23 protein-coding genes and 1 other RNA gene are annotated in these 25,789 nt (G+C 73.2%); 17 read left to right on the top strand and 7 right to left on the bottom strand.

All coding sequences use genetic code 11. The annotated features are described in order from the left end of the window. Positions 1 to 306 precede the first annotated feature (306 nt). From BRM1_RS13565 to BRM1_RS13540, 6 genes are read left to right on the top strand one after another with little or no spacing between them, the layout of a single operon-like run. Positions 307 to 1,446, top strand: coding sequence for an AAA family ATPase (locus tag BRM1_RS13565; RefSeq protein ID WP_268526645.1), 1,140 nt, complete (start codon positions 307 to 309; stop codon positions 1,444 to 1,446). Next, positions 1,443 to 2,483, top strand: a complete 1,041-nt coding sequence (locus BRM1_RS13560) for a DUF58 domain-containing protein (protein ID WP_268526643.1) — start codon at positions 1,443 to 1,445, stop codon at positions 2,481 to 2,483. Before BRM1_RS13565 ends, BRM1_RS13560 begins: the two co-directional genes overlap by 4 nt. Continuing rightward, complete coding sequence (locus tag BRM1_RS13555) at positions 2,473 to 3,174, top strand: hypothetical protein (protein ID WP_268526641.1); 702 nt, start codon at positions 2,473 to 2,475, stop codon at positions 3,172 to 3,174. Before BRM1_RS13560 ends, BRM1_RS13555 begins: the two co-directional genes overlap by 11 nt. Then, positions 3,174 to 4,145, top strand: a complete 972-nt coding sequence (locus BRM1_RS13550) for a vWA domain-containing protein (RefSeq protein WP_268526640.1) — start codon at positions 3,174 to 3,176, stop codon at positions 4,143 to 4,145. Before BRM1_RS13555 ends, BRM1_RS13550 begins: the two co-directional genes overlap by 1 nt. After that, positions 4,142 to 5,242 (top strand): vWA domain-containing protein, encoded by a 1,101-nt coding sequence (locus BRM1_RS13545; RefSeq protein ID WP_268526638.1) that lies wholly within the window; start codon positions 4,142 to 4,144, stop codon positions 5,240 to 5,242. Before BRM1_RS13550 ends, BRM1_RS13545 begins: the two co-directional genes overlap by 4 nt. Then, positions 5,239 to 6,189 (top strand): hypothetical protein, encoded by a 951-nt coding sequence (locus BRM1_RS13540; RefSeq protein WP_268526637.1) that lies wholly within the window; start codon positions 5,239 to 5,241, stop codon positions 6,187 to 6,189. Before BRM1_RS13545 ends, BRM1_RS13540 begins: the two co-directional genes overlap by 4 nt. A gap of 21 nt (positions 6,190 to 6,210) precedes the next feature. On the opposite strand, the gene BRM1_RS13535 is transcribed toward BRM1_RS13540, so the two are convergent. The 3 genes from BRM1_RS13535 to BRM1_RS13525 form a co-directional block, all read right to left on the bottom strand. After that, a complete protein-coding gene (locus BRM1_RS13535) occupies positions 6,211 to 6,918 on the bottom strand; it encodes a type 1 glutamine amidotransferase (RefSeq protein ID WP_268526636.1) in 708 nt (235 codons plus the stop codon). Then, positions 6,915 to 7,967, bottom strand: a complete 1,053-nt coding sequence (locus BRM1_RS13530; protein WP_268526635.1) for a dipeptidase — start codon at positions 7,965 to 7,967, stop codon at positions 6,915 to 6,917. The genes BRM1_RS13535 and BRM1_RS13530 overlap by 4 nt, the downstream gene beginning before the upstream one ends. Before the next feature lie 93 nt (positions 7,968 to 8,060). Then, a complete protein-coding gene (locus BRM1_RS13525; protein WP_268526633.1) occupies positions 8,061 to 9,662 on the bottom strand; it encodes a glycoside hydrolase family 3 N-terminal domain-containing protein in 1,602 nt (533 codons plus the stop codon). A gap of 312 nt (positions 9,663 to 9,974) precedes the next feature. On the opposite strand from BRM1_RS13525, the gene BRM1_RS13520 reads away from it, so the two are divergent. Together BRM1_RS13520 and BRM1_RS13515 are read left to right on the top strand one after the other, a co-directional pair. Then, a complete protein-coding gene (locus tag BRM1_RS13520) occupies positions 9,975 to 10,811 on the top strand; it encodes a hypothetical protein (RefSeq protein ID WP_268526631.1) in 837 nt (278 codons plus the stop codon). Positions 10,812 to 11,022: 211 nt separating this feature from the next. Beyond that, entirely contained in the window at positions 11,023 to 12,135 is a 1,113-nt protein-coding gene (locus tag BRM1_RS13515; RefSeq protein WP_160952170.1) for an alcohol dehydrogenase catalytic domain-containing protein, read from the top strand. Positions 12,136 to 12,426: 291 nt separating this feature from the next. Here the strand turns inward: BRM1_RS13515 and ssrA are convergent. Further along, positions 12,427 to 12,813, bottom strand: a transfer-messenger RNA (tmRNA) gene (gene ssrA / locus BRM1_RS13510). A gap of 409 nt (positions 12,814 to 13,222) precedes the next feature. After that, positions 13,223 to 13,720, bottom strand: a complete 498-nt coding sequence (smpB, locus tag BRM1_RS13505; RefSeq protein ID WP_268526630.1) for an SsrA-binding protein SmpB — start codon at positions 13,718 to 13,720, stop codon at positions 13,223 to 13,225. 412 nt (positions 13,721 to 14,132) lie between these two features. Between smpB and BRM1_RS13500 the strand changes: the two genes are divergently transcribed. Further along, positions 14,133 to 15,125 (top strand): PRC and DUF2382 domain-containing protein, encoded by a 993-nt coding sequence (locus BRM1_RS13500; protein ID WP_268526628.1) that lies wholly within the window; start codon positions 14,133 to 14,135, stop codon positions 15,123 to 15,125. A 210-nt stretch (positions 15,126 to 15,335) separates the two neighbouring features. Here the strand turns inward: BRM1_RS13500 and prfB are convergent, their stop codons facing one another. Beyond that, entirely contained in the window at positions 15,336 to 16,466 is a 1,131-nt protein-coding gene (gene prfB, locus BRM1_RS13495) for a peptide chain release factor 2 (RefSeq protein ID WP_160952167.1), read from the bottom strand. Positions 16,467 to 16,711: 245 nt separating this feature from the next. Here prfB and BRM1_RS13490 point away from each other — a divergent pair, with 245 nt between their 5' ends. The 8 genes from BRM1_RS13490 (at position 16,712) to BRM1_RS13455 (ending at position 25,537) form a co-directional block, all read left to right on the top strand. After that, entirely contained in the window at positions 16,712 to 17,938 is a 1,227-nt protein-coding gene (locus BRM1_RS13490) for a CpaF family protein (protein ID WP_268526625.1), read from the top strand. 46 nt (positions 17,939 to 17,984) lie between these two features. After that, positions 17,985 to 18,857 carry a type II secretion system F family protein gene (locus tag BRM1_RS13485; protein WP_268526622.1) on the top strand — a complete coding sequence of 291 codons (873 nt, stop codon included), beginning with the start codon at positions 17,985 to 17,987 and terminating at the stop codon, positions 18,855 to 18,857. Next, entirely contained in the window at positions 18,854 to 19,786 is a 933-nt protein-coding gene (locus tag BRM1_RS13480; RefSeq protein WP_160952164.1) for a type II secretion system F family protein, read from the top strand. Before BRM1_RS13485 ends, BRM1_RS13480 begins: the two co-directional genes overlap by 4 nt. A 72-nt stretch (positions 19,787 to 19,858) precedes the next feature. Beyond that, positions 19,859 to 20,134, top strand: a complete 276-nt coding sequence (locus BRM1_RS13475; RefSeq protein ID WP_202410729.1) for a hypothetical protein — start codon at positions 19,859 to 19,861, stop codon at positions 20,132 to 20,134. Between the two features lie 3 nt (positions 20,135 to 20,137). Further along, positions 20,138 to 20,572: a TadE family protein gene (locus tag BRM1_RS13470; RefSeq protein ID WP_268526620.1), complete on the top strand. Its 435-nt coding sequence runs from the start codon at positions 20,138 to 20,140 to the stop codon at positions 20,570 to 20,572. Between the two features lies 1 nt (position 20,573). After that, the gene (locus tag BRM1_RS13465) at positions 20,574 to 21,110 is read left to right on the top strand and encodes a hypothetical protein (protein ID WP_202410728.1); all 537 of its coding nucleotides are present in this window, start codon (positions 20,574 to 20,576) and stop codon (positions 21,108 to 21,110) included. A gap of 83 nt (positions 21,111 to 21,193) precedes the next feature. Next, positions 21,194 to 21,586, top strand: a complete 393-nt coding sequence (locus BRM1_RS13460; protein WP_160952163.1) for a hypothetical protein — start codon at positions 21,194 to 21,196, stop codon at positions 21,584 to 21,586. Between the two features lie 135 nt (positions 21,587 to 21,721). Beyond that, positions 21,722 to 25,537, top strand: a complete 3,816-nt coding sequence (locus tag BRM1_RS13455) for an FtsK/SpoIIIE domain-containing protein (RefSeq protein ID WP_268526618.1) — start codon at positions 21,722 to 21,724, stop codon at positions 25,535 to 25,537. A gap of 36 nt (positions 25,538 to 25,573) precedes the next feature. Here BRM1_RS13455 and BRM1_RS14090 read toward each other — a convergent pair whose 3' ends face one another. Beyond that, complete coding sequence (locus tag BRM1_RS14090) at positions 25,574 to 25,735, bottom strand: anti-sigma factor domain-containing protein (protein ID WP_442864358.1); 162 nt, start codon at positions 25,733 to 25,735, stop codon at positions 25,574 to 25,576. Between the last annotated feature and the right edge of the window lie 54 nt (positions 25,736 to 25,789).

Raw genomic sequence — 25,789 nt, 5'->3', positions numbered from 1 at the left:
TGCGGATGGGCCCTGCACAGGGCGGTGGAGAACCGAAGAACACCGGTGTAGTTCGATCACCTGCGCATTCGCGCCCGCACCCGGCAATCGCCCCTGCTCGCCTCCCCGAGCGGGGGTCCCGTCCTCCCCAGGAAGGGCGGGTTTGTCCACAGGAAAAAATCTTTGTGCCGCTTTCGCCACAGCCGCACCCGCCCTGTCACAGCCGCGCCCCCGACCGGCCCGCCGGCGCCCCTAGCGTGAGACCACCGGCACGCAGCCGGGCGGCAGCGGCGTCGCACGGGCGCCGGAGGCGAAGGGAGCACGCGCATGACGGCACCAGCGCACAGCCCACAGGCACACCCGCTCGCGGGGACCCGCGGCGCCGAACCGTGGCCGGGGCCCGCCCCCGTGCGGCGCGGGGCCCAGGGGCGGGCCCGGTCCGCCGGCCCGGCCGGCGCCCGAACCACCCCGCCCCACTCGCGCACCGACCCGGACGCGGATGCCGCGCTGGCCGCCATCGACCGGTGCCTCGACGCAGCCCTCGTGGGCCAGCACCGCCTGCGGGAGACGCTCCTGCTGGGCCTGCTCACGGGCGGCCACGTGCTCCTCGAGAGCGTGCCGGGCCTGGCGAAGACCACCGGGGCCCAGGCCCTCGCGCACGCCGTGGACGGGACGTTCTCGCGCATCCAGGGCACCCCGGACCTGCTGCCCTCGGACATCATCGGCGCCCAGGTGCTCAGCGACGGCCGCTTCGAGACGCGGCTGGGGCCCGTCCACGCCAACATCGTGCTGCTCGATGAGATCAACCGCTCGAGCGCGAAGACGCAGAGCGCCATGCTCGAGGCGATGGCGGAGAAGCAGACGACGATCGGCGGACAGCGCTTCGAGCTGCCGGACCCGTTCCTGGTCCTGGCCACCCAGAACCCGCTCGACCAGGAGGGCACGTATGCGCTGCCGGAGGCCCAGCTCGACCGCTTCGCCCTCAAGGACGTCCTCGCCTACCCCACGCAGGCCGAGGAGCTGGAGATGCTGCGCCGGCTCGAGGCGGGAACGCTGGGCACCGGGGACGGCGCAGACCGCCGGGCCTGCTCGCTGGCCCAGGTGCGCACCCTGCGCGCGGCCGCCGCGGCCACGTACATCGACCCCGCGATCAGCCGTTACATCGTCGCCATCGTCGCGGCGACCCGCACGGGCGGGCGCACCGGCCGCACGCCTCCCCCGCGGCTGGGCGCGCTGGCCGAGCACATCGCGTGCGGCGCCTCACCGCGCGCGTCGATCGCCTTCACCGCGTGCGCCAAGGCGCTCGCGCTGCTGCGCGGGCGCGCCTTCGTCATCCCGGAGGACGTCGCGGACCTCGCCCCGCGCGTGCTGTGCCACCGCATCGGCCTGACGTTCGAGGCCCGGGCGCTGGAAGTCAGGCCCCGCGACATCGTGGCCGCCGTCGTCGGGGCGGTGAGGGCGCCGTGAGCGGGCTCGCGCGCGAAGCGGCCGCCCACGCCCGGGAGCTGCGCCTGCCGGCGCTGGCCCGGGCGGCCGGCCAGCTCGACGGCGACTACGCCTCCGCGCTGCACGGCCGCAGCCTGGACGTCAGCGACCTGCGGGAGTACGAGGCCGGTGACCTGGTGCGCGACATCGACTGGCTGGCCAGTGCCCGCCGCGATGAGCCCATCGTCAAGCGCTACACCGCCTACCGCCGCCGCCGGGTGCTCCTCGTGACCGCCGGTGGAGCCGAGTTCTCCGCCCTCGCGGCCTCGGGCGAGGTCAAGCGGGAGGTCGCGCTCTGCACCGCCGCGCTGCTGGGCACCGCGGCGGTGCGCCACGGCGACGGCGTCGGCCTCATCGCGGGCGGGGCAGGCAGCGCCGCCGGTCCGGGCGAGGGCGTCGACCCGGTGCGGATGAGCGCCCCGGTCGCCTCGAGCACTGGGCTCGAGGCGGTGCTGCGCGCCCCGGTCTTCTGCGCCCCGGCGGCGGTGCCGGGCGGGCGCGCCCCACACCGCGGCGTCCTGCGCCGGCGCACGCGCCGGCTCGTGCCGCGCGCGGCGGGATCGAGCGGCGCCGCCCGGTACGGCAGCCGGGCCGGTGGGTGCGGGAAATCGGCTCACATCCGCGAACCGCTGCGCTGGGCCGCCGAGCGCCTCGCGGGCCGCTGCGTCCTGCTCGTCATCGCCGACGAGGCTGCGCTGACCCCCGCCGACTTCCGCCTGCTCACACGGCTGCGGGCCCAGCACGAGGTCTTCTGGATCACGGTGGCAGACGCCCACCTCACGGGCTTCGCCGGCACCGGGCGCGAGCCCGTCGATCCGGCCTCCGGCACGCGGATCCTCGCGGAGCTGCTGGCCGCGCCGGGTCTCGCGGAGGCCTACGAGGCCGCCGAGGCGCAGCGCCGCGCCGCGCTCGACGCCCGGCTGCGCGGCCTGGCGGTCCCCCACGCGCGCATTCCCGGCACTGCGGGCGCGGCGCCGGCCCTGCGCCGCATGCTCCGGGAGGCCGCCCATGAGCGCTGACCTGAGCGCCCCCGTGCAGGCTGCCGCCGGCTGGCCGCTGCTGGGAGCCGCCCTGGTGGCCGTGAGCGCAGCCGTGCTCGCGTGGCCGCTCCTACGCCGCGGCCTGCGCACCCTGCGCGGGGGCGCCTCGGGTGCCGTGCCGCCCGCCCGACTCGCGGTGGTCTACGAGCGCCGCATCGGCGCCATCGAGGGCCGCTGGGAGGCCGGTGAGCTCGATGCCCGCGGCTGCGCGCTGGCGCTGGGCCGGCTGGTCCGCGACTACTGCGCCGAGGCGCGGGGCGTCGATGCCGCCGCCCTGCACCTGCGCGACCTGCGCGCCCGCTTCGCGCCGGCGGCGACCGTCATCGAGCGGCTCTACGCGCTCGAGTTCGCAGCCGAACCGGCCGCGGGACGTACCGCGGGTGCCCCCACCCTGCGTGCGCACGGCACGCCCCCCGCGCAGGATGGTCCCCCGCTGGACGGCGCCGCGACCCGCGGCGCCCTGCGCGCGGTCCGCCGCCTCATCGCCGGGACCGACGGTGGTCAGCGGCCCGCCGCGCTCGGGGCCTCCCGCGGCTCCGGACCGGTCGGCGCCAGAGGGCCGGTCGGCGCCTGCACGCCGGCCAGTGCCCGTGCCGCCCACGCCGGTGCAGCCCCCACCGGCCGCGGTCCCGCGCCCACGGTGCCCGCAGCCGTTCGCGAGGCGCGCTGATGTTCGCGCTCGGGTGGCTGGCCGCGAGCTGCGCGGCGGTGGGCGCCGTGGCCGTCCTCGGCGCCCTGATGATCGGCCGTGCCCGAGGGGCGCACGCGCCGGCCGCGCACCTGCAGCGCCTCACGGGCCTGCCCGCGTTCGCCCGCGCCCGCCGCCGAGCCCTGGCGGCCGCGCTGGCCACCGCAGCGATCCTGGCGCTCACCGGAGCGGGGCTCCTGGTGGGAATCGCGCGGCCGATGCACACGGAGACTTTCGATCCCCAGGGCTACCGGCGCGACGTCATGCTCTGCCTGGATGTCTCGGGTTCGATGGCGTCGTCGGACATCCAGCTCCTCGACAGCTACCTCGAGATGGTCCAGCGGTTCCGCGGGGAGCGGATCGGCCTGACGGTCTTCAGCTCCGCCGCGGTCTCCGTCTTCCCGCTCACGGACGACTACGCGGCCGCGCGCTCGTCGCTCGAGGAGGCCCGCGACGGCCTGCGCACCCACGGTTCGAAGGGCACCCGGTTCATCGCGGGCACGAACGACGCGTCGGCGTCCGGCTCGTCGCTCATCGGCGATGGCCTGGCCGCGTGCGCGGCCGGATTCGACCGGCGCGGCGAGGACCGCGCTCGTGCCCTCGTCTTCGCCACGGACAACGAGCTCAGCGGCCGCCCCCTCTACTCGCTGCCGCAGGCCGCCGCGGTGGTCAAGCGCACGGGGGCGCGCATCTACACGCTCGCCCCGCCCGCCGTCTTCAAAGCCGAGGCCGGTGAGCTTGCCGATCTCGCCGCCGATTCCGGCGGGGCGCACTTCCGGCTCGGCTGGGGCCGGCCGGCTGACGAGATCGTCGCGGCTGTCACCGCGCAGGAGGCGAAGCTGACCGCCGGCTCCGCCGTCACGGTGAGCCGAGACGTGCCCCGAGTCGCGCTCCTCGCCGCCCTGGCGGGTGTCGCCGCCTACATCGTCCTCACCTGGAGGCTGCGCCGATGACCCTCGACCCCGTGCTCCCGCTCTGGCTGCTCGCGGCAGGCGGCGCGGCCCTGTTGGGCCTGTGCGCCTGGGCCGCGGTGCGCGAGCGCGGCCGGCGCGCGCAGTGGGCCGCGCGGCTGGCGCTGGTGGCCCTGGTGCTCGCGGCCGCCGTGCGCCCCGGCGTGCCGCAGCAGGCGGCGGGGACGCGCACGGAGGCCGATGCGGACGTCTTCTTCGTCGTCGACACGACGGCCTCGATGGTGGCCGAGGACTGGGACGGCGCCCACCCCCGGCTCGACGGCGTCCGCAGGGATGCGGCGGACCTGGCCGCGCGCCTGCCGGGCGCGCGGTTCTCCCTCATCGCGTTCGACTCCTCCGCACAGGCCCGGATGCCGCTGACGACGGACACGGCCGCGCTGCGCTCCGCCCTCGAGGTGCTGGGCCCGGAGCTGACCTTCCGCTCGGCCGGCAGCTCGGTCGCGGAGGCCGCCGAGGTGCTGGGCGAGCGGCTCGAACGGGCCCGCGAGCAGCGGCCCGACAGCTCCCGGTACGTCTACTACCTGGGCGACGGGGAGCAGACGGCGCGGGGCGAGCCCAGGACCATGGCCCAGGCGGTGGGCCTGGTCACCGGCGGGGCGGTGCTGGGCTACGGCACCCGCGAGGGCGGCCGGATGCGGCGCACCGCCGGCTACGGCGCGGCCGTCCCCGGGTCGAGCGCGGGCGCCGGGCAGCCGAGTGCGGATGCGGCCCCGCCCTACATCGAGGACCCGCAGACCGGCACCGCGGCGCTCTCGCGCATCGACGAGGACCGGCTGCGCGCGATCGCCGCGCAGCTGCACGTGCCCTATGCCCACCGCAGCGCCGGGCAGTCGCTGAACACGGCGGTGGACACCCCGGCGGTCCATCCGATCGCCGTGAGCGGCCCGTCGGCGGTGGACACGCGGTGCGAGTTCTTCTGGCTCTTCCTGCTGCCCGCGTTCGCCCTGCTCGTCGCCGAGGCGGGGGTCGTCGGGGTGCGCCTGCGCGCGGTGGGGCGCACCTCGGCCGGACGCGCACCCCGCCCCGCCCAGCGCGCGGGGACGCCGACCGGCACCGCACAGCCCAGGAGGCGGACATGACGACCACGGCCCCAGCCCGCCCGGTGCGCACCGAGGGCGCACCCGAACCGGCGCCTCGCCCACGGCAACCGCGCAGGCCCGCACCGCTGCGCGTCCTGCGGGCGGCGGCCGGCCTGCTCGCCGCCCTCGGCGGTGCCTACGCCCTGGTGCTCGCCGCACTGCTGGGCCTCAGCTGCGCCCAGTACGGCGCCGGCGACTACACCGCGGCCGCCGCGCGAGCCGACGCCTACACGTCCCTTGACCCGCTGCGGGGCTACCGCGGCCCCTTCGATGCCGGCACCGCCCGCGCGGCGGCCGGCGATCTGGACGCAGCCGAGGCGCGCTTGCGCACGGCGCTGGCGCGCGCTCCCGAGCGCGCCGCCTGCGCCGTCCGCCAGAACCTCGCCGCGGTGCTCGAACAGCGCGCGGAGCACACGGACACGGCGACCGCCGCGCACCGCGCGCAGCGCCACCGCCTGCTCTCGGAGGCCACGGAGATCCTCGCGCAGGCCCCGCGGTCCTGCCGCCCGGGCGGCAGCGCTGCTGCGCGCGCCAACGACGCGGCCCGTCGGCGGATCGAGCGGACCCGCGCCGAGGACGAGCACCGCGCCCGCGAGGAGCGCGAGGCCGCCCAGCGCGCGGCCCAGCGGAAGTCCGCGGAGAAGGACGGCGCACAGGGCGGGAAGAAGTCCGGGCACAGCGCAGCTGCGTCCGGCAGTGGCACATCCACGGACAGGACGTCCGGCACAGGGGCAGGCGCCGGGCAACCCAGTGACGGCCAGGACGACACGGGGACGCGCGGCGGCCGCTCGGGGGCCCAGCGGCGGCCGGCGGGCGACGCGCAGGGCTCCACCGCCTCGGCCGACGAGCGCGCCGAGCGCCTGCGGGAGCGCTCCCAGCGCGCCCAGCGCCGGCAGGACCAGGATCAGGACCGGGACGGCGGCGACTCGAGCGCCAAGCCCTGGTGAGCTGGCGCCGGCGGGCTCCCGTCAGCGCCCGCGGATCACCCCGGCGAAGCCGGCCAGCAGCGCCCGGGCGTCGCGCTCGGTCTGCGGCTGCGCGGCATCGGCGGCGGCGATGAGCTCGTCCTTGTCGAAGCCGAGCTTCGCCAGGCCCGCAGGGTCCCAGCGGCGCACGTTGTCCGGGCCGGATTCGGGGTGGAACTGGAGTCCCCACGCGGCCTCGCCCAGGCGGAACGCCTGATTGGCGCACAGGGTGCTGCTGGCCAGCAGGACGGCCGCGGGCGGGATCTCGAGGATCCGGTCCACGTGGCTTTCGATGAACGCGGTGGACGGTGTGACCTGCGCGAACACGGGATCCTCGCGGGCGGCGGCGCTGAGCTCGATGGGTGTGGAGCCCTTCTCCGGGGCCCCTGTCTGGGCCGCGACGCGCCCCCCGCCCACGTGGGCGATGAGCTGGCCGCCGAGGCAGATGCCCAGCTGCGGCAGGCCGGAGTCCAGGGCCGTGCGGACCAGCGCGGCCTCCTCGCGCAGCCAGGGCGCCCGGTCGGTCTCATCGGGCATGAGCCCGCCGCCCAGCATGATGAGGCCGGCGTAGTCGGCCAGCGCCTCCGGGGTGGGCAGTGCTCCGTGGCTGCCGATGCGCAGGTCGAACTCGAGGTCCTCCTCGACGAGCCACCGGGTGAGGCGGCCGGGACCGGACTCGATGTCGTTGACGATGATGAGGACGCGGCTCATCGGCTGCCCTCCTTCCGGTCCAGCAGGTCGGCGCCCACCGTTGCCGTGTACGCGGCGTCGTTGGCCTCGAGGACGCGCAGGACGTTGTCGAACCCGAGCCCGCGCAGCTCCGCGTCGCTCCAGCCGCGGCGGGCGAGCTCCTCGAAGAGGGCGGGGTAGCCGGCCGCGGAGTCGAGGCCCTCGGGCATCGAGTCGGTGCCGCACAGATCGGAGCCCAGCCCCACGTACTGCGCGCCGATCCGCTCGCGGACGAAGTCGCAGTGGTCGGCGACGTCGGCGACGGTGACCTGGGGCGGGGTGCCGTGCTCCCCCGCCTCCACCCAGCGGCGGCGCTCGTCGGTGACGAACGAGGGGACGAACGTGATCATGAGGACGCCGCCGTTGTCCGGCAGCCGGTCGAGGACGTCCGTGGGCACGTTGCGCGGGTGGGGGTTGAGCTCCGCAGCGCACGAGTGGCTGAAGACGACGGGCTGGGTCGTGAGGTCGAGCGCCTGGTGCATGACGCTGGGGGCCACGTGCGAGAGGTCGACGATCATGCCGATCCGGTTCATCTCCTCAACGACCTCCCGGCCGAACGGCGCGAGGCCGCCGTGGCGGGGTGCATCGGTGGCCGAGTCGGCCCACTCGTGCGTCGTGGACCAGGTGAGCGTCATGTAGCGCGCGCCCAGGCGCGCATAGTCGCGCAGCACGGCCAGGGAGCCGTCGATCTGCTGGCCGCCCTCGACTCCCATGAGCGAGGCGGTGCGCCCGCTCGCGGCGACGGTGCGGACCTGCGCGGCGGTGGGGGCGAAGCCGAGTGCTTCCGGGTTGGCAGCGATGAGGCGGTGGACCAAGTCGATCTGCTCGAGCGTGGCCGTCACGGCCGCGGGGCCGGAGACGTCGCTGTGGACGAAGACGGACCAGAACTGCGCGGCGACGCCCCCCTCACGCAGCTGGGGCAGCGTGGTGAACGGGGAGACTGTGGGGTCGTCGAGGCGCTCGATCGAGCTCCCGTGCCGCTCCCGCAGGTGCCAGGGGAGGTCGTTGTGGCCGTCGAAGACGTCGTACATGGGGACTCCTGTTCGGTGGGGGTGCGGGTGGCTGTGGGGTGCGAGTGGCCGTGGGGGTGGGGGCGGAAGGGTGCGGGTGGCCCGGGCCGGCGCTCAGCAGGCGGGCGGGGATCCGGCCGTCTTCACCGGCGCCTTCGCGCCCGCGGTGAGCGTGCCGGCAAGGTACTTCGCGACGGCCCGCATGGCGTGCGGGTTGTCGGAGTAGGTGTTGAGGACGGTCTGCGCGCTCGCGCCTGCGACGCGCCACGGCCCGCCGGTGCCCACCACCACCTGGGCGCTGCCCTGCGGGGACAGGCTCACGGTGGTGCCGGAGCCGGTGCGCAGGCCCTCGTCCTCGGCCGCCTTGAGCAGCGCGGTCCGGGCCGCCTCCTCGCCGCCGGAGACGGAGATCGCGGCGGCGGGCCTCTTCACCCGGCACGTCCCCTTGAGCACGGTCAGCGAGGCATCGGCGAGGTCGGTGAAGGCCTTGTCGCCCTCGGCCGGGTGCGCCTGGGCCGCGGCCGAGGCGCGCTGCTGCCACAGCTGCATGGCCACGACGCGCTCGGCGGCCTGGGTCACCCGCGCCTTGGTCAGGTCACCGCTGCCCAGCGCGGTGCGCACGGCCCGCACGGCGGCCGCGGGGTCGGGCGGCATGAGGGCGAGGTCGGCACCGGCCCTGATCGCCTTGACGGTCTCCTGGCCGGGGGATTCGCTGATCGCGCCCATGTTGAGCGCGTCGGTGACCGCCACCCCGTCGAAGCCGGTGTCCTTGCGCAGCGAGGCGTAGACCTTGGGGTTGAGCGAGGCCGGAGCCGTCCCGCTGCCCGGCAGTCCGATGTGGCCGACGAGGACCATGGGCGCCCCGGCCTTCGTCGTGGCGCGGAAGGGCACGAGGTCGCGCTGCTTCATCTGCGCGAGTGACTTCTTGGAGGTGGGCAGGGACTTGTGGGAGTCCGTCTCGAGTGCCCCGTGGCCGGGGTAGTGCTTGGCCGAGGAGGCGATGCCGCCGGCCGTGTAGCCGTGCACGGCGGCAGCGGCCGTGCGGGCGACGAGCGCCGGCGAGGAGCCGGCGGAGCGCACGTTGATGGCGGCGTCGCGCTTGCCGATCGTGACGTCGGCGTCCGGTGCGAAGTCGGCGGTGAAGCCCAGGTCGCGCAGTTCGGCGCCCTGGGCCCGGGTGGCGGCCTGCGTGATCTTCGGCTTGTCGGCGGCGCCGGCCGCCATGAGGGGCGGGAAGCGGGTGGCGGCATCGCCCAGCCGCGCGACGGGTCCGCCCTCCTGGTCGACGCTGATCGCGGTGGCCCAGCCGCGGTCCCCCGCGGCTTCGCGCAGGGCGCCCGTCGTCTTCTTCACCTCGTCGGCCGTGGGCGACTGCGAGAGGTTGTAGCCCATGACGATGATGCCGGCCAGGTGGTTGTCCTTTACGAGCTTCGCGCCCGCGGCGGAGTCGGTGCCCTGGTAGTCGGCCATGATGACGGACCCGGCGAGCTCGTCGTCGTCCATCTTCGCGACGATGTCGCTTGCCCGCTGGCGGTCCTCGGCGCTGACGGCGCCCGGAGCTCCACTGGCCGTGGAGTCGGCCGCGGGGGTGCTTGCAGCCGCAGAGCCCGTGGGCGCCGCGCCGCTCTCACCCGCGTCCTGGCCAGCGGGGTTCGTGCAGCCGGAGAGTGCGAGGACCGTGGCCGCCGCGAGCGCGGGGAGGGTGGCGAGGCGCATGACGACCATGCTAGCGAAGGCAGCGGGCGATGCCCTGGCGGTGTCCGGCGATGGAGGCGAGCGCGCAAGTGCGGCCGGGCGCAGCGATCCGGCGCTGCGATCCGATGGCGCGATCGGCCCGGGGGGGGCTGCGATCCGGGGGCAGCCGGAGGGCAGACCGGTGAAGCGGTGGGCCGGTTATTTTCTGCGGCGGCGTGTCGGCACGGTGCGACCACCCGGTGCGCGAACTGTGATGGGTGTCATAGGCTGGGGACTCATACCGATGCGGCCGGGCCGGCCGTCACCGGCGGCCCCAGCGCATTGAGGAGCGAGATGTCCCAGCAGAATCCCCCACAGCAGTCCGGCGACCCCTCCTCGGAGGGCGGCGCACAGTACGGCTCCCAGGCGCAGCCCGGCCCCGAGGGGCAGCAGGGTTCCGCGCCGCAGAGCGGTGCGGCCCCGCAGTACGGCTCGGTGCCGCAGTTCGGCCCCTCCGCCGGTGCGCAGTCGTACGGCTCGCAGCCGCAGTACGGTTCGCAGCCCGGGGCCGCCAACACCCCGCAGCAGGACGCGCCTTCGCCGTACGGTTCCCAGCCCGGCCATGGATCGGCCCCGCAGCATGGGTCGCAACAGGGTTACGGCTCCGCACCGCAGTATGGGTCGCAGCCGGGGTACGGCTCGGCCCCGCAGTACGGCTCACAGCCGGGGTACGGCTCGGCCCCGCAGTACGGCTCTGCACCGCAGTACGGCTCCCAGCCCGGGTACGGCTCGGCCCCGCAGTACGGTTCCGAGCCGGCCGGGGCGCACGCCATGCAGCCCTACCAGCAGCCGGCGGGAATGCCGCCCTCGCAGCAGCCCAGCACCGCCATGGCCCCGGCGCCGGGGCCCGCACCGGCGCAGCACACCACCCACACGACGGTCGTCCAGCAGCCCAAGAGCGTGGGCCTCGCGTTCGTGCTCAGCTTCTTCTTCGGACCGCTCGGCATGTTCTACTCGACGGTCGCCGGAGCGATCGTCATGCTCATCGTCAGCGTGGTGGCGGCGCTCTTCACGTGGGGTGTCTCGCTGTTCGTCACGGAGCCCATCTGCATCATCTGGGCCTGCGTGGCGGCAGCGAACGCCAACAGCCGCACCCGCGTGCACAGCTACACGACGACCACGAACGGCTGAGCAGGCCCGCCCGCCCAAGCGCATCCTGTGTGCGCCTCGGCAGCGGGCGGAGGCACAGCGCCGACCGTGCCGGTGGAGGCGCGCGCCCGGTGCGCGCCTCGGCGGCGGCGGCCCGGCGTTCCACTCAGCTGTGCGACTACGCTGAGCGGCAGTGGCGCCGCTCCCCCGCATCGACCCCGGTGTGAGCGGGTTCGGGCCGTGAAGGAGAGACATGGAGATCACAGGCGCCGTCCTCGAAGAGGTCGGCACGGCGCAGCGGCCCTACGCCCAGAGCCGGCCGCTGAAACTGCAGACGCTCACCCTCGACGATCCCGGGCCGGACGAGGTCCTGATCCGGGTGCGCGCGGCGGGCCTGTGCCATTCGGACCTCTCGGTGGTCGACGGCAACCGGCCGCGCCCCATGCCCATGCTGCTCGGCCACGAGGCCTCGGGCATCGTGGAGAAGGTGGGCGCCAACGTCGACGACATCGAGGTCGGCCAGCAGGTGAGCACCGTGTTCCTGCCGCGCTGCGGTGAGTGCGCGAACTGCCGGACGAACGGCAAGCTGCCCTGCACTCCCGGTACCGCGACGAACAACGCGGGGACCCTGGTGGGCGACCACGTGCGGCTGCACCGCGGGTCCGAGACGGTGCTCCACCATCTGGGGGTCTCCGGCTTCGCCGACCACGCCGTCCTCCACCGCAGCTCCGTGGTGCCCGTGGGCGACGATGTGCCGCCGGAGATCGCAGCCGTGCTGGGCTGCGCGGTGCTCACCGGCGGCGGCGCCGTCATCAACGCGGGCAAGCCGGGCGAGGACGACGACGTCATGATCGTGGGCCTGGGGGGCGTGGGCATGGCCGCGCTCATCACGGCCGTGTCCCTGCCCACCGGCAAGGTGATCGGCGTCGACGCGAATCGCGCGAAGCTCGACCGGGCGCTCGAGCTGGGCGCCGACGAGGTCTACACCCCAGACGAGGTCGCCGAGCAGGGCGTGCGCGCACCCGTCGTCATCGAGGCCGCAGGCCACCCGCGCGCCTTCGAGACGGCGTTCGCGGCCACCGCGGTGGGCGGCACCACGGTCACGGTGGGACTGCCCGCGCCCCAGGCGGAGTCGACGCTCACTCCCCTGACGCTGACGGCCGAGGCGCGCACCGTGGTGGGCTCGTATCTGGGCTCTGCTGTGCCCGCGAAGGACATCCCCACGTACGAACGACTGTGGCGGGATAGGGGCCTTCCCATAGCCGAATTAATATCCAGTACAATCGTAATCACCGACATCAACGAGGCGCTCGACACCCTCGCGGACGGCGAAGCCGTCCGCCAGGTCATCCTCTTCGAGGACTGAGCGCGCAGTGCCTCCGGCGCGTCAGCGCCGCAGACGTCGCCCCGATCGCGGAGGGGCGGCTGGCCCACGGGCAACGGGCCAGCCGCCCCTTCGCTCTGCCCGGTGCAGGGTGGGCAGCGCCCGGCGCGGTGCAACCCCGCCCAGCGCGCGCAGACCCCAGAGCGGCAGGCGAACCCCAGCCAAGGCGCGACGCAGTCTCGAACACCGCAGGCGCAGGTCTGCAGAGCGCAAGCGGCGCGGGCACAGGAAAAGCCCCCGCAGGCCGCGTGTGCGCGGCCTGCGGGGGCTCATACGTGGAGATGGCGGGAATCGAACCCGCGTCCGTCGGCAAGTTGCCGGGCATTCTCCGGGTGCAGTTCGTGAAGCAGCTTCTTAGGTCCTGGTCATCGCACGAACACGTAGACCAGCGGACGGAGTTGAGTAGAAGTCCCGTCGGCACCCCCAACATGTGCCGACAGCAGTGGCTTTCTCGCTGACGCCAGTGACTAGAGTGAAAGCAACTCTAGGCTGACGGAGTCGCAGCTCGCTGTTGAATGCCTGTTATCAGGCGGCGAGGGCGAACTCGGTGCGGTTGTTAGACTTAGCACCTATTTTTTGCAGAGGACATTAACGAGATGACTCTGCATTCTCGACCCGCTTCTCCCGACGCGTTGTCCAACGTCGAAACCGATCATCCCCGTATGCAGTTTTCAAACACTGCCCCTTCTCCGCGGGCCCGCCGTCACTGTGAGACCGAACGTGCCATCGAAGGAGAGGCCCTTTACTGTACCCCGCACAACGGCGCTCGGTCCACCGCTATTCCCCGGCGATGGCATCGGCCCAGTCTCCCGCGGGCTGGCGCGGCAGGCGGCACTTGTACACAGCTTCTTCCACAGGCGCGCCGGTTTTTCCACACGGTTGCGGAGAAATCCGCATCGTCCCAGGTCAGCGGCGAATGGGCGTGCGCAGCCTCGCTGTGGTACCGCATCGCGACCAGGGACCTGCCACGAGTTGTGCACCGCTTTTCCACAGCCCGCCCTGTGCGCTCGATACGCAGGCGGGCAGCACAGCCGCGGGCACATGCTGGGGCCGGCTGCGGCGAGGAGGATCAGTCCATGTTGCGGCGCAGCGACATGGCGCGCTGCGCCTCGCGGGCATCCTGCTTCTCGCGCAGGGCCTGGCGCTTGTCCCAGTCCTTCTTGCCGCGGGCCACGGCCATCTCGACCTTCGCACGCGAACCGTCGAAGTAGAGCTCCAGCGGGATGAGCGTGCGGCCGGATTCCTTGAGCTTCTGGGAGATGCGCAGGATCTCATCGCGGTGCAGCAGCATCTTCCGCCTGCGTCGGGCGGCGTGGTTCGTCCAAGTGCCCTGCAGGTACTCGGGGATGTAGACACCCTCGAGCCAGGCCTCGTTCTGGAAGATGAGCCCGAAACCGTCGGTGAGCGAGGCACGCCCCTCGCGCAGCGACTTGACCTCCGTGCCCGTGAGCACGAGCCCGGCCTCGTAGGTGTCCTCGATGTGGTAGTCGTACCGCGCCCGGCGGTTGCGCGCGATGACCTTCTTCGAGGTGCGCTGCTCCTCGATCTTCTTCTTGCTCTTCGCCATGGCGCCTCCCCTCGGACTCGTCTGCCTGCCACGACATGCCGCTGTGCGCGCCGACCGCCTCCGCGAGGAGCACGGTGCCGGCACTGGACCAACGGCTCGCCAAGTCTAGCGAGTACGGCATCAAGACCGCACACCGGGCGGCCACACACGCCCGCCGAGCAGCCGGACCAGGCTGCCGGACCGAGCACCCAGATCGGGCGGCTGACCCGCCCACTTACCCGCTGGCCGTTCCTCGCCCAGGGACTGTGACTCCCCCGGCAGAGCGCCAAGACCCCTTGCCGATTGCGCGCGCGCCGTTCGTTCAGCTGTCTTTTAGGGAAATATCACGAAACGACCTGGTCGGAGCCGTTGAGCACAAGGTAGGTTCGGTTGTGCCGAGGCCCCATTCGGGGGCCCCATGAAAGGAACGATCATGACTGACCAGCACGATCTCGACACCCTCATCGGCACCACTGTCTTCGACCAGGACGGCGACAAGGTCGGCTCGATCGGCCAGGTGTACCTGGACGACCGCACGGAAGAGCCCAAGTTCGTCACCGTCAACACCGGCCTCTTCGGCTCGCACGAGACCTTCGTGCCCTACAGCGCGGCGGAGCGCTCGGACAAGGGCCTGCGCGTGCCCTTCGAGAAGTCCTACATCAAGGACGCCCCGAGCATCGGCTCCGAGGGCCACCTGTCCCCCGAGGACGAGCGCCGCCTCTTCGAGTACTACCAGGTCGACTACAACGTCGCCGGCGGCGATGCCGGGCGCCGCGACCACGATGACCGCCGCGGCGATCACGACCACGCCGGCCGCGATGCGGCTGCCGGTACGGCCGGTGCCGCAGGCGTGGGCGCCGCGGGAGCCGCCGGGGCTGCCGACGGCCGCCGCGACGGCGCAGACCACCGCGATGCCGCCCACGACGCCAAGCGCGCCGTGGATCCCCGCGATGACCGCCGCGGTGCCGAGGGCGCGGACTCCGTTGTGGCCCACGAGGAGCGCCTCAACGTCGGCACGGAGACCCACGAGGCCGGCCGTGCTCGCCTGCGCAAGCGCGTGGTGACCGAGCACCAGTCGGTTGACGTGCCCGTCCAGCGCGAGGAGCTCGTCGTCGAGCGCGAGAAGATCGACCCGAACTCCCCCGAGGCGCGCGGTGGGCACATCGACCGCGATGGCGAGGTCGACGAGACGATCACGCTGCGCGAGGAGCGCCCCGTGGTCGACAAGGAGACCGTCGCCACCGAGCGCGTCAACGTGGGCACCCGCACGGTGCAGGACACGGAGACCGTCTCCGGCGAGGTTCGCAAGGAGCAGATCGAGGTCGACGGTGCCGAGCGCGGCGCCGACGGCCGCGGTGTCGATGGCCGTGGTGCGGATGGCCGCGATGTCGACCCGCGCGATGTGGACGGCGCGCCCCGCCACTGAGGCTGCCCCGCAGCGGACGCTGACCCGTGCTCCGGCGCGGGCGGCGCCCGCTGAGCCGGGAGTGCCGCAAGGGCCCCTGGGATCATCCGATCCCAGGGGCCCTTGCGTGTGCGCAGTGCGGTGTGCCCCTCCCAGCGCCGCCGCACGTGCAAGCGCTCCCCGCGCCCGAGGTGAGCGCCGGCGCCCGCCGGGACGCGCGGAAGGCGCGGCTCAGGGGTTGCTGGCCTCGGCCTCGGCGGCCTTCTCCTGCTCCTTGCGCCAGCGGATGCCGGCCTCGAGGAAGCCGTCGATGTCGCCGTCGAAGACGGCCTGGGGGTTGTTGACCTCGTAGTTGGTGCGCAGGTCCTTGACCATCTGGTACGGGTGGGTGACGTAGGAGCGCATCTGGTCGCCCCAGCTGGCCTTGATGTCCCCGGCGAGGCTCTTCTTCTGCGCCTCCTCCTCTTCCTGCTTGCGGGCCAGCAGGCGGGACTGGAGGACGCGCATGGCAGCAGCGCGGTTCTGGATCTGGGACTTCTCGTTCTGCATGGACACGACGATGCCGGTGGGCTCGTGGGTGATGCGCACAGCGGAGTCGGTCGTGTTGACCGACTGGCCGCCGGGGCCCGAGGAGCGGAAGACGTCGATGCGCAGGTCGTTCTCGTCGATGTCGATATGGTCCGTGGTCTCGATGAGCGGGACCACCTCCACGGCGGCGAACGACGTCTGGCGGCGGCCCTGATTGTCGAAGGGGCTGATGCGCACCAGCCGGTGCGTGCCGGCCTCCACGGACAGGGTGCCGAACGCGTAGGGGGCGTTGACCTGAATTGTCGCGGACTTGATGCCGGCGCCCTCCGCGTAGGAAGTGTCGAGCTCCTGGACGCCGTAGTCCTTGTTCTCCGCCCAGCGGATGTACATGCGGGCCAGCGTCTGGGCGAAGTCCGTGGCGTCGTCGCCACCGGCGCCGGAGCGCACCGTGATGACGGCGGCTCGCTCGTCGTACTCGCCGGAGAGCAGCGTGGAGATCTCCAGGGCGGAGAGCTCCTTGTTCAGCTTCTCGATCTCCGCGGTGGCCTCGTCGAGGGACTCCTGGTCGTCCTCGTCCTGGGCCATGGAGACGAGCAGCTCCACGTCCTCGATGCGCGAGTCGAAGCGCTCGAGCTTCTCCAGCGTCGACTGCTTGTGCGAGAGCTTGGAGGTCACCGCCTGCGCCTCGTCCGGGTTGTCCCAGAGGTTCGGGGCGGCGGCGGCCTCCGTGAGCTCCGCGACCTCGGAGCGCAGCTGCTCGACGTCGGAGACGTCGCGGATGGAGCCGAAGGTCTGCTGGAGGGCGGCGATCTGCGCCGCGAAGTCAATGGCCATAGTCCCTCCAGGTTAGTTCATGGCGGTGACGCGGCGGGGTGGGCGGGCTGGCACCGAGCGGAGGGCGGCTGGCTCGGTGGCCCCGGGGACCACCGCAGTCGAACCGCTTGTCCACAGTTGCCCTGCAGGGTCTGGCGCACCGGGGCACCCGGGGCTAGATTGAAGCTCCGAAAACTGAGAGACAGCAGACCGCACTTCCCCCGCTCGGTGCAAAGGCGCACCGGTGCGCACGACCAGGAGCCAGGATGGATGCGATCGAGATCATCTCCGGTGAAGTGCGCGAGGCAATCCGCTCGCGCGGCATCGACCCGCGCACCGAGCCGGAATCGGCTCGCCGCCTCGTCAGCGAAGCCATCGCAGACTACGACGAGCGCACGCTGGCGGGGCGGTTGCCGGTGCTCGCCGACCCTGCCGAGGCACTGCGCAGCATCGTCGACGAGATTGCCGGGTTCGGCCCGCTCCAGCGCTACCTCGACGACCCGGAGGTCGAAGAGGTCTGGCTGAACTCGCCGCAGGCGGTCTTCATCAGCCGACGCGGGATCTCCGAGCTCACCACCACGATGCTCACCAACGGTGAGGTCGACGACCTCATCGAGCGCATGCTGCGCACCTCCGGCCGGCGCGTCGATCTCTCCAGCCCCTTCGTCGACGCCATGCTGCCCGATGGCTCGCGCCTGCACGTTGTGCTGCCCGACATCACCCGGGCCCACCCCGCGATCAACATCCGCAAATTCATCGCCCGGACCCGCAACCTGGGCGACCTCGTCGCGGCGAACTCGCTGACCGGGCGGGCGGCCGAATTCCTCGACGCCGCCGTGGCAGCGGGGGCCAACATCGTGGTCTCCGGGGCCACCCAGGCGGGCAAGACGACCATGCTCAACGCGCTGACCGGTTCGATCCCCGCCCGGGAGCGCGTCGTGACGTGCGAGGAGGTCTTCGAGCTCGCCGTGCCCGCGCGCGACTGGGTGGCGATGCAGGTCCGCCAGCCCTCTCTCGAGGGCACGGGCGAGGTGACCCTGCGCCAGTTGGTCAAGGAGGCCCTGCGAATGCGCCCGTCGCGGATCATCGTCGGCGAGGTGCGGGAGGCGGAGAGCTTCGACCTGCTGGTCGCAATGAACTCCGGCCTACCCGGGATGGGCTCAATACACGCGAACTCCGCCCGCTCCGCGGTGACGAAGCTGTGCACGCTGCCGCTGCTCGCGGGGCCGAACATCGGGTCCTCCTTCGTCACGCCGACGGTGGCCAGCAGCGTCGACCTCGTCGTCCACCTCGTGCTCGAACGCGATGGGAGCCGCCGGGTCGAGGAGATCGTCGCGGTGCCCGGCGGCATCGAGGGCGATGTCGTCGAACTCGAGACCGTCTTCACCCGGGACGCCCAGCGCAGGCTGGTCCGCGGCACCGGGTTCACCCATCTGGGCGATCGCCTCGCGGCCGCTGGCCACGACGTCCGCCGGTTGCTGAGCGCGTCATGAGTCCTCGATTCGGGGCAACGGTTCCCCTGCTGAACTGGCCACGACCATGACGGTCTCGACGCAGAGCCTCCTATGCGGTCTCGCCCTGGGCTGCGGGCTCTTCTGCCTGTGGTCGGCGTGCTGGGAGCAGCCGCCCAGTACGCGCGAGCGCCCGCGCATGCTGCGCGATCTCGATGACATGCTCACCGCCGCCGGACTGCCGCGCCTGCGACCGGCCCACCTCGCGCTCCTGTGCGCCGGCTGCGGGTTCGCCGTCGCACTCATCGCGGTGGTGCTCACCGGAGCGCTGTCCATCAGCGCATGTTTCGGGCTCTTCGCAGCCACCGCACCGTACCTGCTCGTGCGCATGCGCGCCCAGCGCACTGCCGTGCAGCGCCGCACGCTGTGGCCAGAGGCCATCGACCACCTCAACTCCGGCGTCCGGGCGGGACTGTCCCTGCCCGAGGCGGTCAGCGGGCTCGCCGAGCGCGGCCCGGATGCGCTGCGCCCGCTCTTCGGGGTCTTCGCCCGCGAGTACCGCGCCACCGGGTCGTTCTCCCTGGCCCTCGACCGGTTCAAGGACGCCAGCGCCGACCCCGTCGCCGACCGGATCGTCGCGGCCCTGCAGGTCACCCGTGAGGTCGGCGGCACCGATCTGGGGACGATGCTGCGCACACTCGCGCAGTTTCTGCGCGAAGACGCTCGAACGCGCTCGGAGATGCTCACCCGGCAGTCGTGGACCGTGACGGGTGCCCGCCTCGCGGTGGCCGCTCCCTGGATCGTGCTCGCCCTGCTGGCCACCCGGCGCGAGACGGCCCTGGCCTACAACACGCCGGAGGGTGCGCTTCTCCTCGGCGCCGGCCTCGTGGTCTCGCTGGCCGCCTACGCGGGAATGAAGCGCATCGGCCGCCTGCCCGGGGAACCGCGGGTGCTGCGATGACACCGGTGCTGCCCCTTGTCCTCGGCTGCGGCCTCGCAATAGGACTGTCGCTGACGTTCTTCGTCTGCTCGTTGCCCGTTCTGCGCCAACCCACCCTCGCGGACCGCATCGCTCCCTACCTGCGGGAATCCCCGCGGGTCGCGAACATCTACGGGTTCGCCCAGCCCACCGGCACGGGCCTGCGCGGCATCCTGCGCGCATGGCTGACCAGTGCCTCGGCGTGGCTGGCAGCCCGCCTGACGACGGATGCGGGGGTTGCACTCCGCCTCGCGAAACTGGGCCGCGGCGCCACCGTCGAGGGCTTCCGCGCCCGCCAGCTCCTGTGCGTGCTCGCGGGCCTCGCGCTCGCGGCGGTGCTCACCGGCCTGGTGAGCCTGAACCGCGGCTTCCACCCGCTCGTCGCACTCGCGCTGATCGTGGCCGGCGGCATCACCGGGCACTTCGCCAACGACTGGTGGCTCGGCCACCGCGTCCGGACCCGCGAGGCGCTCATCCTCGCCGAGTTCCCCACCATCGCCGAGCTGCTGGCACTGTCCATCACCGCCGGTGAGGGCACGGTCGATGCCCTCGAGCGCGTGTGCGCCACCTCGCGGGGCGAGCTCAGCTCGGAGCTTGCCCTCACCCTCGCCGAGGCGCGCACCGGCACCCCGCTCGTCGAGGCACTCGACCGCATGGCCAGGCGGACCGGCATCCAGTCCCTCGTCCAATTCGTCGACGGCATCGCGATTGCGATCTCGCGCGGCACGCCCCTCGCCGAGGTGCTGCGCGCACAAGCCGCCGATGTGCGCGAATCCGGGCGCCGAGCGCTCATGGAGCTCAGCGGCAAGAAGGAGGTCGGGATGCTCGTTCCCGTCGTCGTCTTCGTCCTTCCCGTCACCGTCCTCTTCGCCGTCTTCCCCTCGCTCGCGGTCCTCAATCTCACTCCCTAACCGTCCAGTCCTCTTCACCCACGCAGTGCCCCTTCGCCCGCTTCATCGACGCAGCACCGGAAAGGACGCACCATGTTCACCCGTTTCACACACTCCAGTCTCGCGACCTCCCTTCTGCTCGGCGCCACGGCCTTCGCCGCGCTCGTGGCGGGTGTACCGCGCCCCACGGACGAGACCGCCGCGCCGGGCGGCCAGCGGGCCAGGCGCTCCGACCGCGGCGATGTGCCCGGTTGGGTGCTCATCACGGTCATGACCGCCGCACTGGTGGTGGCCCTGTGGGCGCTGGCCGGGGAGGCCTTCACCTCGTTCTTCCGCGACTCCATGGACAAGGTCCGCAAGGCGGGCTGAGCCGTGTCCACCCACCGGCGGCCCCGTCGCGGTGCGGCGCGGTTCGATCTGCGCAGCGATGAGGGCTCGGCCGTCGCCGAGTTCGCACTCACCGGGGCCCTGCTCGCGCTCGTGTTCGCCGGCGTCCTCCAGTTCGGCCTGGCGCTCCACGTCCGCAATACCGTCACGGACGCCGCGGTCGCCGGCGCCCGGCAGGCCGCGCTCGCCGATCAGAGCCCGGAGGACGCGATGCGCCTCACCGGCGATCTCATCACCGCCGGAGTGGGGGCCGGCTACGCCCGCAACATCACCGTGCGCCGCGAATCAGCCGCTCCCGAGCCGCCTGGGACAGCCACACTCATGGTCATCCACGTGCGGGCACCGGTTCCGGTGCTGGGGCTGCTCGGCCCCGCCACGTGGGACATCTCCGCACGCGCCCCCGCCGAATCGAAGGACTGACGTGAGCGGCCCGTCGGCAGCCGGGAGCGCGGTGCCGCGGCGCGCCGCGCTGGGTGCGCGCCTGCGCTCGGACAAGGGCTCCGCCCCGATCGAGTTCGTCTTCGCCTCGGTCGTTCTCCTCATCCCGCTCGTCTACTTGGTCGTCGCGCTCGCGCAGCTGCAGGCCGGCGCCTACGCGGCACACGCCAGCGCCGTGGATGCGGCGCGCGCGGCGGCAACCCACCCCGATTCCGCCGAGGCGCGGGCCGCTGGCCTCGCCCAGCTCCACTTCGCCGATTTCGGGCTGGCAGACGTCGACTACTCGCTCACCCGCGAGTGCGCGGGCCCCTGCGATGAGGCCGGAACGCTCGTCACCGCCCACGTCGAGGCGGCCATTCCCATCCCGGGTGTCCCCGTGCTCTTCGGCGGGCGGGCCGGCCACATCACCATCCACGCTGAGCACTCCGACCTCGTGGCCGAGGAGGTGGGCACCGCCGCGGATGCCAGTATCGGCGGTGCGGCAGCCGCGGGCCACCGCGCGGACGGGGCCGCGCGATGAACCCGCGCCGGCGCACCACTCCATTCGGGGCACCGCCGTCCGGGCGGCCGCTGTCCCGCCTGTGCCGGGACGAGGGCTCCATCATGCCGTTGGGCATCGGCTTTGCCGTGATCGCCCTGGCGCTCATCGTCCTGGCCGCCCTCGTGACCGACATCTACCTCGCGCAACGCCGCCTCTACGCGCTGGCCGACTCGGCCGCGCTCGCAGCCGCGGACTCGTTCGAGCCGGCGGAGACCGCAGAACCCGACATCGAGCTCAGCGATTCCCAGGTCGACCGCGCCGCGCAGTCCTTTGCCCAGCGCACGTTCCGCGAGACGCGCTGGTCCGGTCTCCAGGTGCGCGGGAGCACCGACGACGGGCACTCCGCCAACGTCGAGATCCGCGGCACCTACCACTCGGCGCTGCTCTCCCCCTTCGCCCCGCGCGGCATCGAGTTGCGTGCCGGCGTCACCGCCCGCGGCGGCCTGCGCAGGTGAATGGCCCGCCCGGTCGGCAACCGGAAGGTCACAGCCGGCCCTGCTACGCACCGACCCCGGTGTGGAACCCTCGCACCGGTGCACACTCGGACTGCGCGGCCATCCGAATCGCATCCCCGCGCCTAGCCTGCGGCCATGATCGAGGGGATCGTCCACCGGGTGAGCGGGCACACCGTGCGCACGGTCCTCGTGCGCGCAGACGCCGAGGCGCTCGCCAACGACGTGCTGGCCGCCGTGCTCGAGCGGCTCGAGCGGCCAACGACCGCGCCGGGCGGCTCCCGGTCGCCGCACGAGTCATCGTCTGCCTCCGCGCCCCTCGTGATCATCGCCCGTCCTCCACACGGAGGAACCGGCATCGCATGGACCGCGGAGGAGCTCGCTGCCTGCCCCCTGACCTGGCTGGAATGGACGGATTCGACTGCCGCCGCGCTCGTCCGCACGCTCGACGCAGGGGCCGCCGCTGACCGGCTGGGAGCCGGAGCCGGTACGACCACGGCGCCGCCCCAGATTCTGGGAACTCTCGAGGGGCCGCGCGTTGAGGTGCTCACGGGCCCCGACAGCGGCTTCGCGGTGAGCGCACCGCGGGCCGGGATCCGGGTCGGGCGCGGTCCGAGCGCTTCGCTGCAGCTTGCCGACCCGTTCCTCAGCCGTGAACCGGTCGCCGCACCGGCCGGTGAGCAGGCCGTGCAACTGGGCTCGACCCGCCTGCGGTTGGTGACCGGCCTGCCACCGCAGCCCGCCCAGGAGGGGCCAGTCCCCCTGCCGGAGCGCCCGCGCCTGGTGGCCCCGCGACGCCCCTCGTGGCTGCTGTTTGCCGTGCCCATCCTCATCGGCATCGTCCTCGCGCTCGCCATGCACATGTGGTGGTTTCTGGCCTTCAGCGCCTCGGGGCCGCTCACGGCGGTCATCACGTGGTGGGCCGAGCGCCGGCGCTTCCGCTCGGATGCCGCAGCCGCCCTGGGCACGCTGCGGGCGGGCGTGGACGAATATGCGCAGCGGGTGGCCCAGGCACGCACCGCCTGTGTGCAGTCCGCCTGGGGAGGGCGGCAGCGGGGCACAACGATCTGCCTGGGCGCGGGAAGCGCCGTCCTGCCCGTTCCACTCGAGGACGCGTGGGAGCCGGACCCGGAACTCCCACAGCCTGTGCGCTCTGCCTTCACCCGGGTACTCGAGCGCGCCCGGTTGCCGAGCGTGCGAGTGGAGGGCCGCCGGTGGGCAACCGCACCCCACGCGCCCCTGCTCGTCGACCTGGGTGCTGGTGCCCTGCGCCTGACGGGGGTGCGCTCCACCGTGTCCGATGCGATGCGCGCGGCCGTCGTGAGCCTCCTCGCGGCGCGGGTGTGCGTTACCGTCCACGGGGCCGCCCCCGCCGAATTCGCAGCGGCGCGGTTGCAGCTGTGCGGCTGCGCCGGCGAGGCGGAAACCTGTCCGCGGGTCTCACCCAGCGGTGCTGCCGACTCAGCACCGGTTCCGCGCTCGGGGAGCTCAACGGCCGCTTCCGTCGACGTATGGCTCACCACCGGGCAGGCAGTGCTGATGGCCGGGGGTGCGGGCGGCAGCGCCGAGGAGTGGTGGGTGCACTGCCGCGGGGATGGCGGTGCGCAGCTGCGCGCACCGGTCAGCGCGGCGCCCATCCGCTCACCCGTTCCGCTCGAGGGCCCGATTGACCTGCGGCGCCTGCGCCCCGAGCGGTTCGCCGCGTGCTGCCCGCTGCGCCCCGCGGCGCAGTCACCCGGTGAGCACCCCGGCGCCCTCGACTCGCTCGTGGCGGCGGCACGCACAGAAAGGGCCGATACCGATGAGGCTGTCCGCGCGAGCCGAGATCCGCATCCGGTCGCCTGGCATCCCGTACCGGTGGGCAGGGGTGAGATGGGGCCGGTGTGCCTCGATCTCGTGGGCGATGGCCCGCACGCCCTCGTGGCGGGCACCACGGGCAGCGGCAAGTCGGTCTTCCTGCAGACATGGCTGCTCTCGCTGGCCGGCCTGCACGGTCCGGAGGCGCTGCGCTTCGTGCTCATCGACTTCAAGGGCGGTGCCGCCTTCGCACCGCTGGCCGGCCTTCCCCACGTGGACTCGGTGACGTCGAACCTGGGTCCCACCGCGGCACTGCGGGCGCTGCGCAGCGTGCGGGCAGAGGTGCTGCGCCGCGAGGAACTGCTGGCAGCGGCGCGCGCTGCGGACATCGAGGCATTCAATGCCGGTTCCGACCACCGTCTTGCGCGCGTCATCCTCGTCATCGACGAATTCCAAGCCCTCGTGTTCGACAACCCGGAGGGCACGGAGATGCTGGAATCGCTGACCGCCCTGGGCCGCTCGCTCGGCATCCACATCGTCCTGTCCACCCAGCGGCCCGCGGGGATCGTCACGGCGCGCATGAAGGCCAACATTGCGCTGCGCATCGCTCTGCGGGTGCGGGATCCGCTCGATTCCCGGGAAGTCATCGAATGCGATGACGCGGCGGCCCTCGATGCGCGGCTGCCCGGCTCGGCCATCGCCTCGACGGGGTCTTCCCGCACCCGGTTCCGCACGGCGACCCCCGTCTTCCATCCGCCCCCGCCCCACCGGCTGCATGCCAGGTGGACCGTCCTGGAATGTGCGACGGCGCCCGCGCGCGACGGCGGTGACTGGGACAGCGCGGTTCTCGGCTGGGCGGTGCCCCCGGAGCAGCTGCTCGTGGATCGGCTGGCCACAACGGCCCGCCCCGGAGTTCCGCCGATCGTCGCTCCCCCGCTGCCTGCCGTCATCCCGGCCTCGGACGGCCACGCCGCGGGTCTCATCGACGTGCCCGATCGGTGCACGACCGAGCCCTGGGTGCCCGAGCCCGCGGCGGGAAACATCCTCATGACGGGTGGGCCCCGCACCGGCAAGTCGACGGTCCTGGTCCAGGTGGCCCGGGCGTGGCGGGCTCGGGGCCTGTGCACGATCGCACTCGCACCCCCGGATTCCCCGTGCCCCGCGGACCTCACGGTCGCCCACGGGGAGACATGGCTGCTGGAATACGCGATCGGGCTCCTCGAGCGCGCGCACACACCGGTCGGCCTGCTCATCGACGAGTGGGACGCCCTGAGCGCGATCGCCGAGGGCTCGCAGCGCGGTACCCGCCTGGAGCGCCTGCTCGCCGAGGCCGGTGCCGGCCTCACATTCGCGCTGGTCGGCGGGCGGCGCGTGCTGCACGGGCAGGTGGGTGCGCGGGCAGCCACCCGCATCGTCTTCCCACCCGCTGCGGCACAGGATGCGATGTACTACGGGCTGAGCCCGGGGCGCTTCGAGGGCATGACCGTGCCCGGCCGTGGGGTGCTCATCGGCTCGGCGGCGGGTGGTTCGGATCCCAGCGGCGTGGATCTCCAGGTCGCCCTGCCGCCGGCTGTCGGCATCCAACGCACGCGTGTGGGCGCAGATGAGGCCGCCGAGGCGCGTGCGCGGCTCTCGCTCCTCACGGAGGACCGCGGACTCGCCCCCGGTCCCCACTGGCGACTGGGCCGCGCTCCGCTCGGCGAATCGGTCGATTGGAACCCGGTGCACGACGGGCCCGTGCTCAGCGTCTACGGCCCGCCGGAGCGGGCGGAGCGCTTCCTCGCGGAACTGCTCTCCGCCTGCGGCCGCTCTGAGACCGACCGTCATCGAGACCGCACCGCAGCGGTGCCGCTGGGCTCCGGAGAGACGGCCAGCGGTTGTCCGAGAATCGTGCGCGATGCCCACCGCGCACCTGCAGAAGAAGTCGAGTCGGCACTCGAGGCGGGGCCCTGCATTCTGACGCTGCCGTGGGGGATGGCTCCGGGTTACGGATCCCCCGCCGCGCGGGCGCTCACGCTGGGCCCCAGTGTCCTCCTGGGGGCGCGCTCACCCGTCGAGCACGCCGAGGTCGGGTATCGCGATCTGCCGCTCGTTCCGCCCGCGTGCGGCCTGGGCTGGTTCGCCTCGGCCCACCGGTCGGTGCCGCTGTGCCCGTGACGAGCCTGGGGCCGCCAGCCCCAGCGACGCCGCGGTTCAGAGTGTCAGCGAGCCGACGGGTGCGCTCGTGGGCGCCGGCGAGCCGCCAGCGGGCTCCACAGTGAGCCCGAGCACCGCGCCCTTCTCGAACTCCGGCGGCTCGAAGACCGCCGAGCGCTGCGCCAGGAGCCCCGCGCTCGCGGCCTTGCCATCGGCGATAATCCACAGCTGCAGCGACCGATCATCGCCCGGAGAGGCAAGCTGCTGGGGGCG

This window comes from Brevibacterium sp. BRM-1 (genome assembly GCF_026802075.1).
GTDB classification, from domain to species: Bacteria; Actinomycetota; Actinomycetes; order Actinomycetales; family Brevibacteriaceae; genus Brevibacterium; species Brevibacterium rongguiense.
This window is presented reverse-complemented; position numbering and strand designations above follow the sequence as displayed.

Excerpts from the sequence above, each read along its gene's own strand:
- BRM1_RS13550 (WP_268526640.1), top strand. The coding sequence starts at position 3,174 with ATGTTCGCGCTCGGGTGGCTGGCCGCGAGCTGCGCGGCGGTGGGCGCC.
- BRM1_RS13460 (WP_160952163.1), top strand. The coding sequence starts at position 21,194 with ATGCCGTTGGGCATCGGCTTTGCCGTGATCGCCCTGGCGCTCATCGTC.
- BRM1_RS13555 (WP_268526641.1), top strand. The coding sequence starts at position 2,473 with ATGAGCGCTGACCTGAGCGCCCCCGTGCAGGCTGCCGCCGGCTGGCCG.
- BRM1_RS13515 (WP_160952170.1), top strand. The coding sequence starts at position 11,023 with ATGGAGATCACAGGCGCCGTCCTCGAAGAGGTCGGCACGGCGCAGCGG.
- BRM1_RS13500 (WP_268526628.1), top strand. The coding sequence starts at position 14,133 with ATGACTGACCAGCACGATCTCGACACCCTCATCGGCACCACTGTCTTC.
- BRM1_RS13455 (WP_268526618.1), top strand. The coding sequence starts at position 21,722 with ATGATCGAGGGGATCGTCCACCGGGTGAGCGGGCACACCGTGCGCACG.
- BRM1_RS13475 (WP_202410729.1), top strand. The coding sequence starts at position 19,859 with ATGTTCACCCGTTTCACACACTCCAGTCTCGCGACCTCCCTTCTGCTC.
- BRM1_RS13490 (WP_268526625.1), top strand. The coding sequence starts at position 16,712 with ATGGATGCGATCGAGATCATCTCCGGTGAAGTGCGCGAGGCAATCCGC.
- smpB (WP_268526630.1), bottom strand. The coding sequence starts at position 13,720 with ATGGCGAAGAGCAAGAAGAAGATCGAGGAGCAGCGCACCTCGAAGAAG.
- prfB (WP_160952167.1), bottom strand. The coding sequence starts at position 16,466 with ATGGCCATTGACTTCGCGGCGCAGATCGCCGCCCTCCAGCAGACCTTC.
- BRM1_RS13565 (WP_268526645.1), top strand. The coding sequence starts at position 307 with ATGACGGCACCAGCGCACAGCCCACAGGCACACCCGCTCGCGGGGACC.
- BRM1_RS13520 (WP_268526631.1), top strand. The coding sequence starts at position 9,975 with ATGTCCCAGCAGAATCCCCCACAGCAGTCCGGCGACCCCTCCTCGGAG.
- BRM1_RS13535 (WP_268526636.1), bottom strand. The coding sequence starts at position 6,918 with ATGAGCCGCGTCCTCATCATCGTCAACGACATCGAGTCCGGTCCCGGC.
- BRM1_RS13480 (WP_160952164.1), top strand. The coding sequence starts at position 18,854 with ATGACACCGGTGCTGCCCCTTGTCCTCGGCTGCGGCCTCGCAATAGGA.
- BRM1_RS13545 (WP_268526638.1), top strand. The coding sequence starts at position 4,142 with ATGACCCTCGACCCCGTGCTCCCGCTCTGGCTGCTCGCGGCAGGCGGC.
- BRM1_RS13530 (WP_268526635.1), bottom strand. The coding sequence starts at position 7,967 with ATGTACGACGTCTTCGACGGCCACAACGACCTCCCCTGGCACCTGCGG.
- BRM1_RS13540 (WP_268526637.1), top strand. The coding sequence starts at position 5,239 with ATGACGACCACGGCCCCAGCCCGCCCGGTGCGCACCGAGGGCGCACCC.
- BRM1_RS13485 (WP_268526622.1), top strand. The coding sequence starts at position 17,985 with ATGACGGTCTCGACGCAGAGCCTCCTATGCGGTCTCGCCCTGGGCTGC.
- BRM1_RS13525 (WP_268526633.1), bottom strand. The coding sequence starts at position 9,662 with ATGCGCCTCGCCACCCTCCCCGCGCTCGCGGCGGCCACGGTCCTCGCA.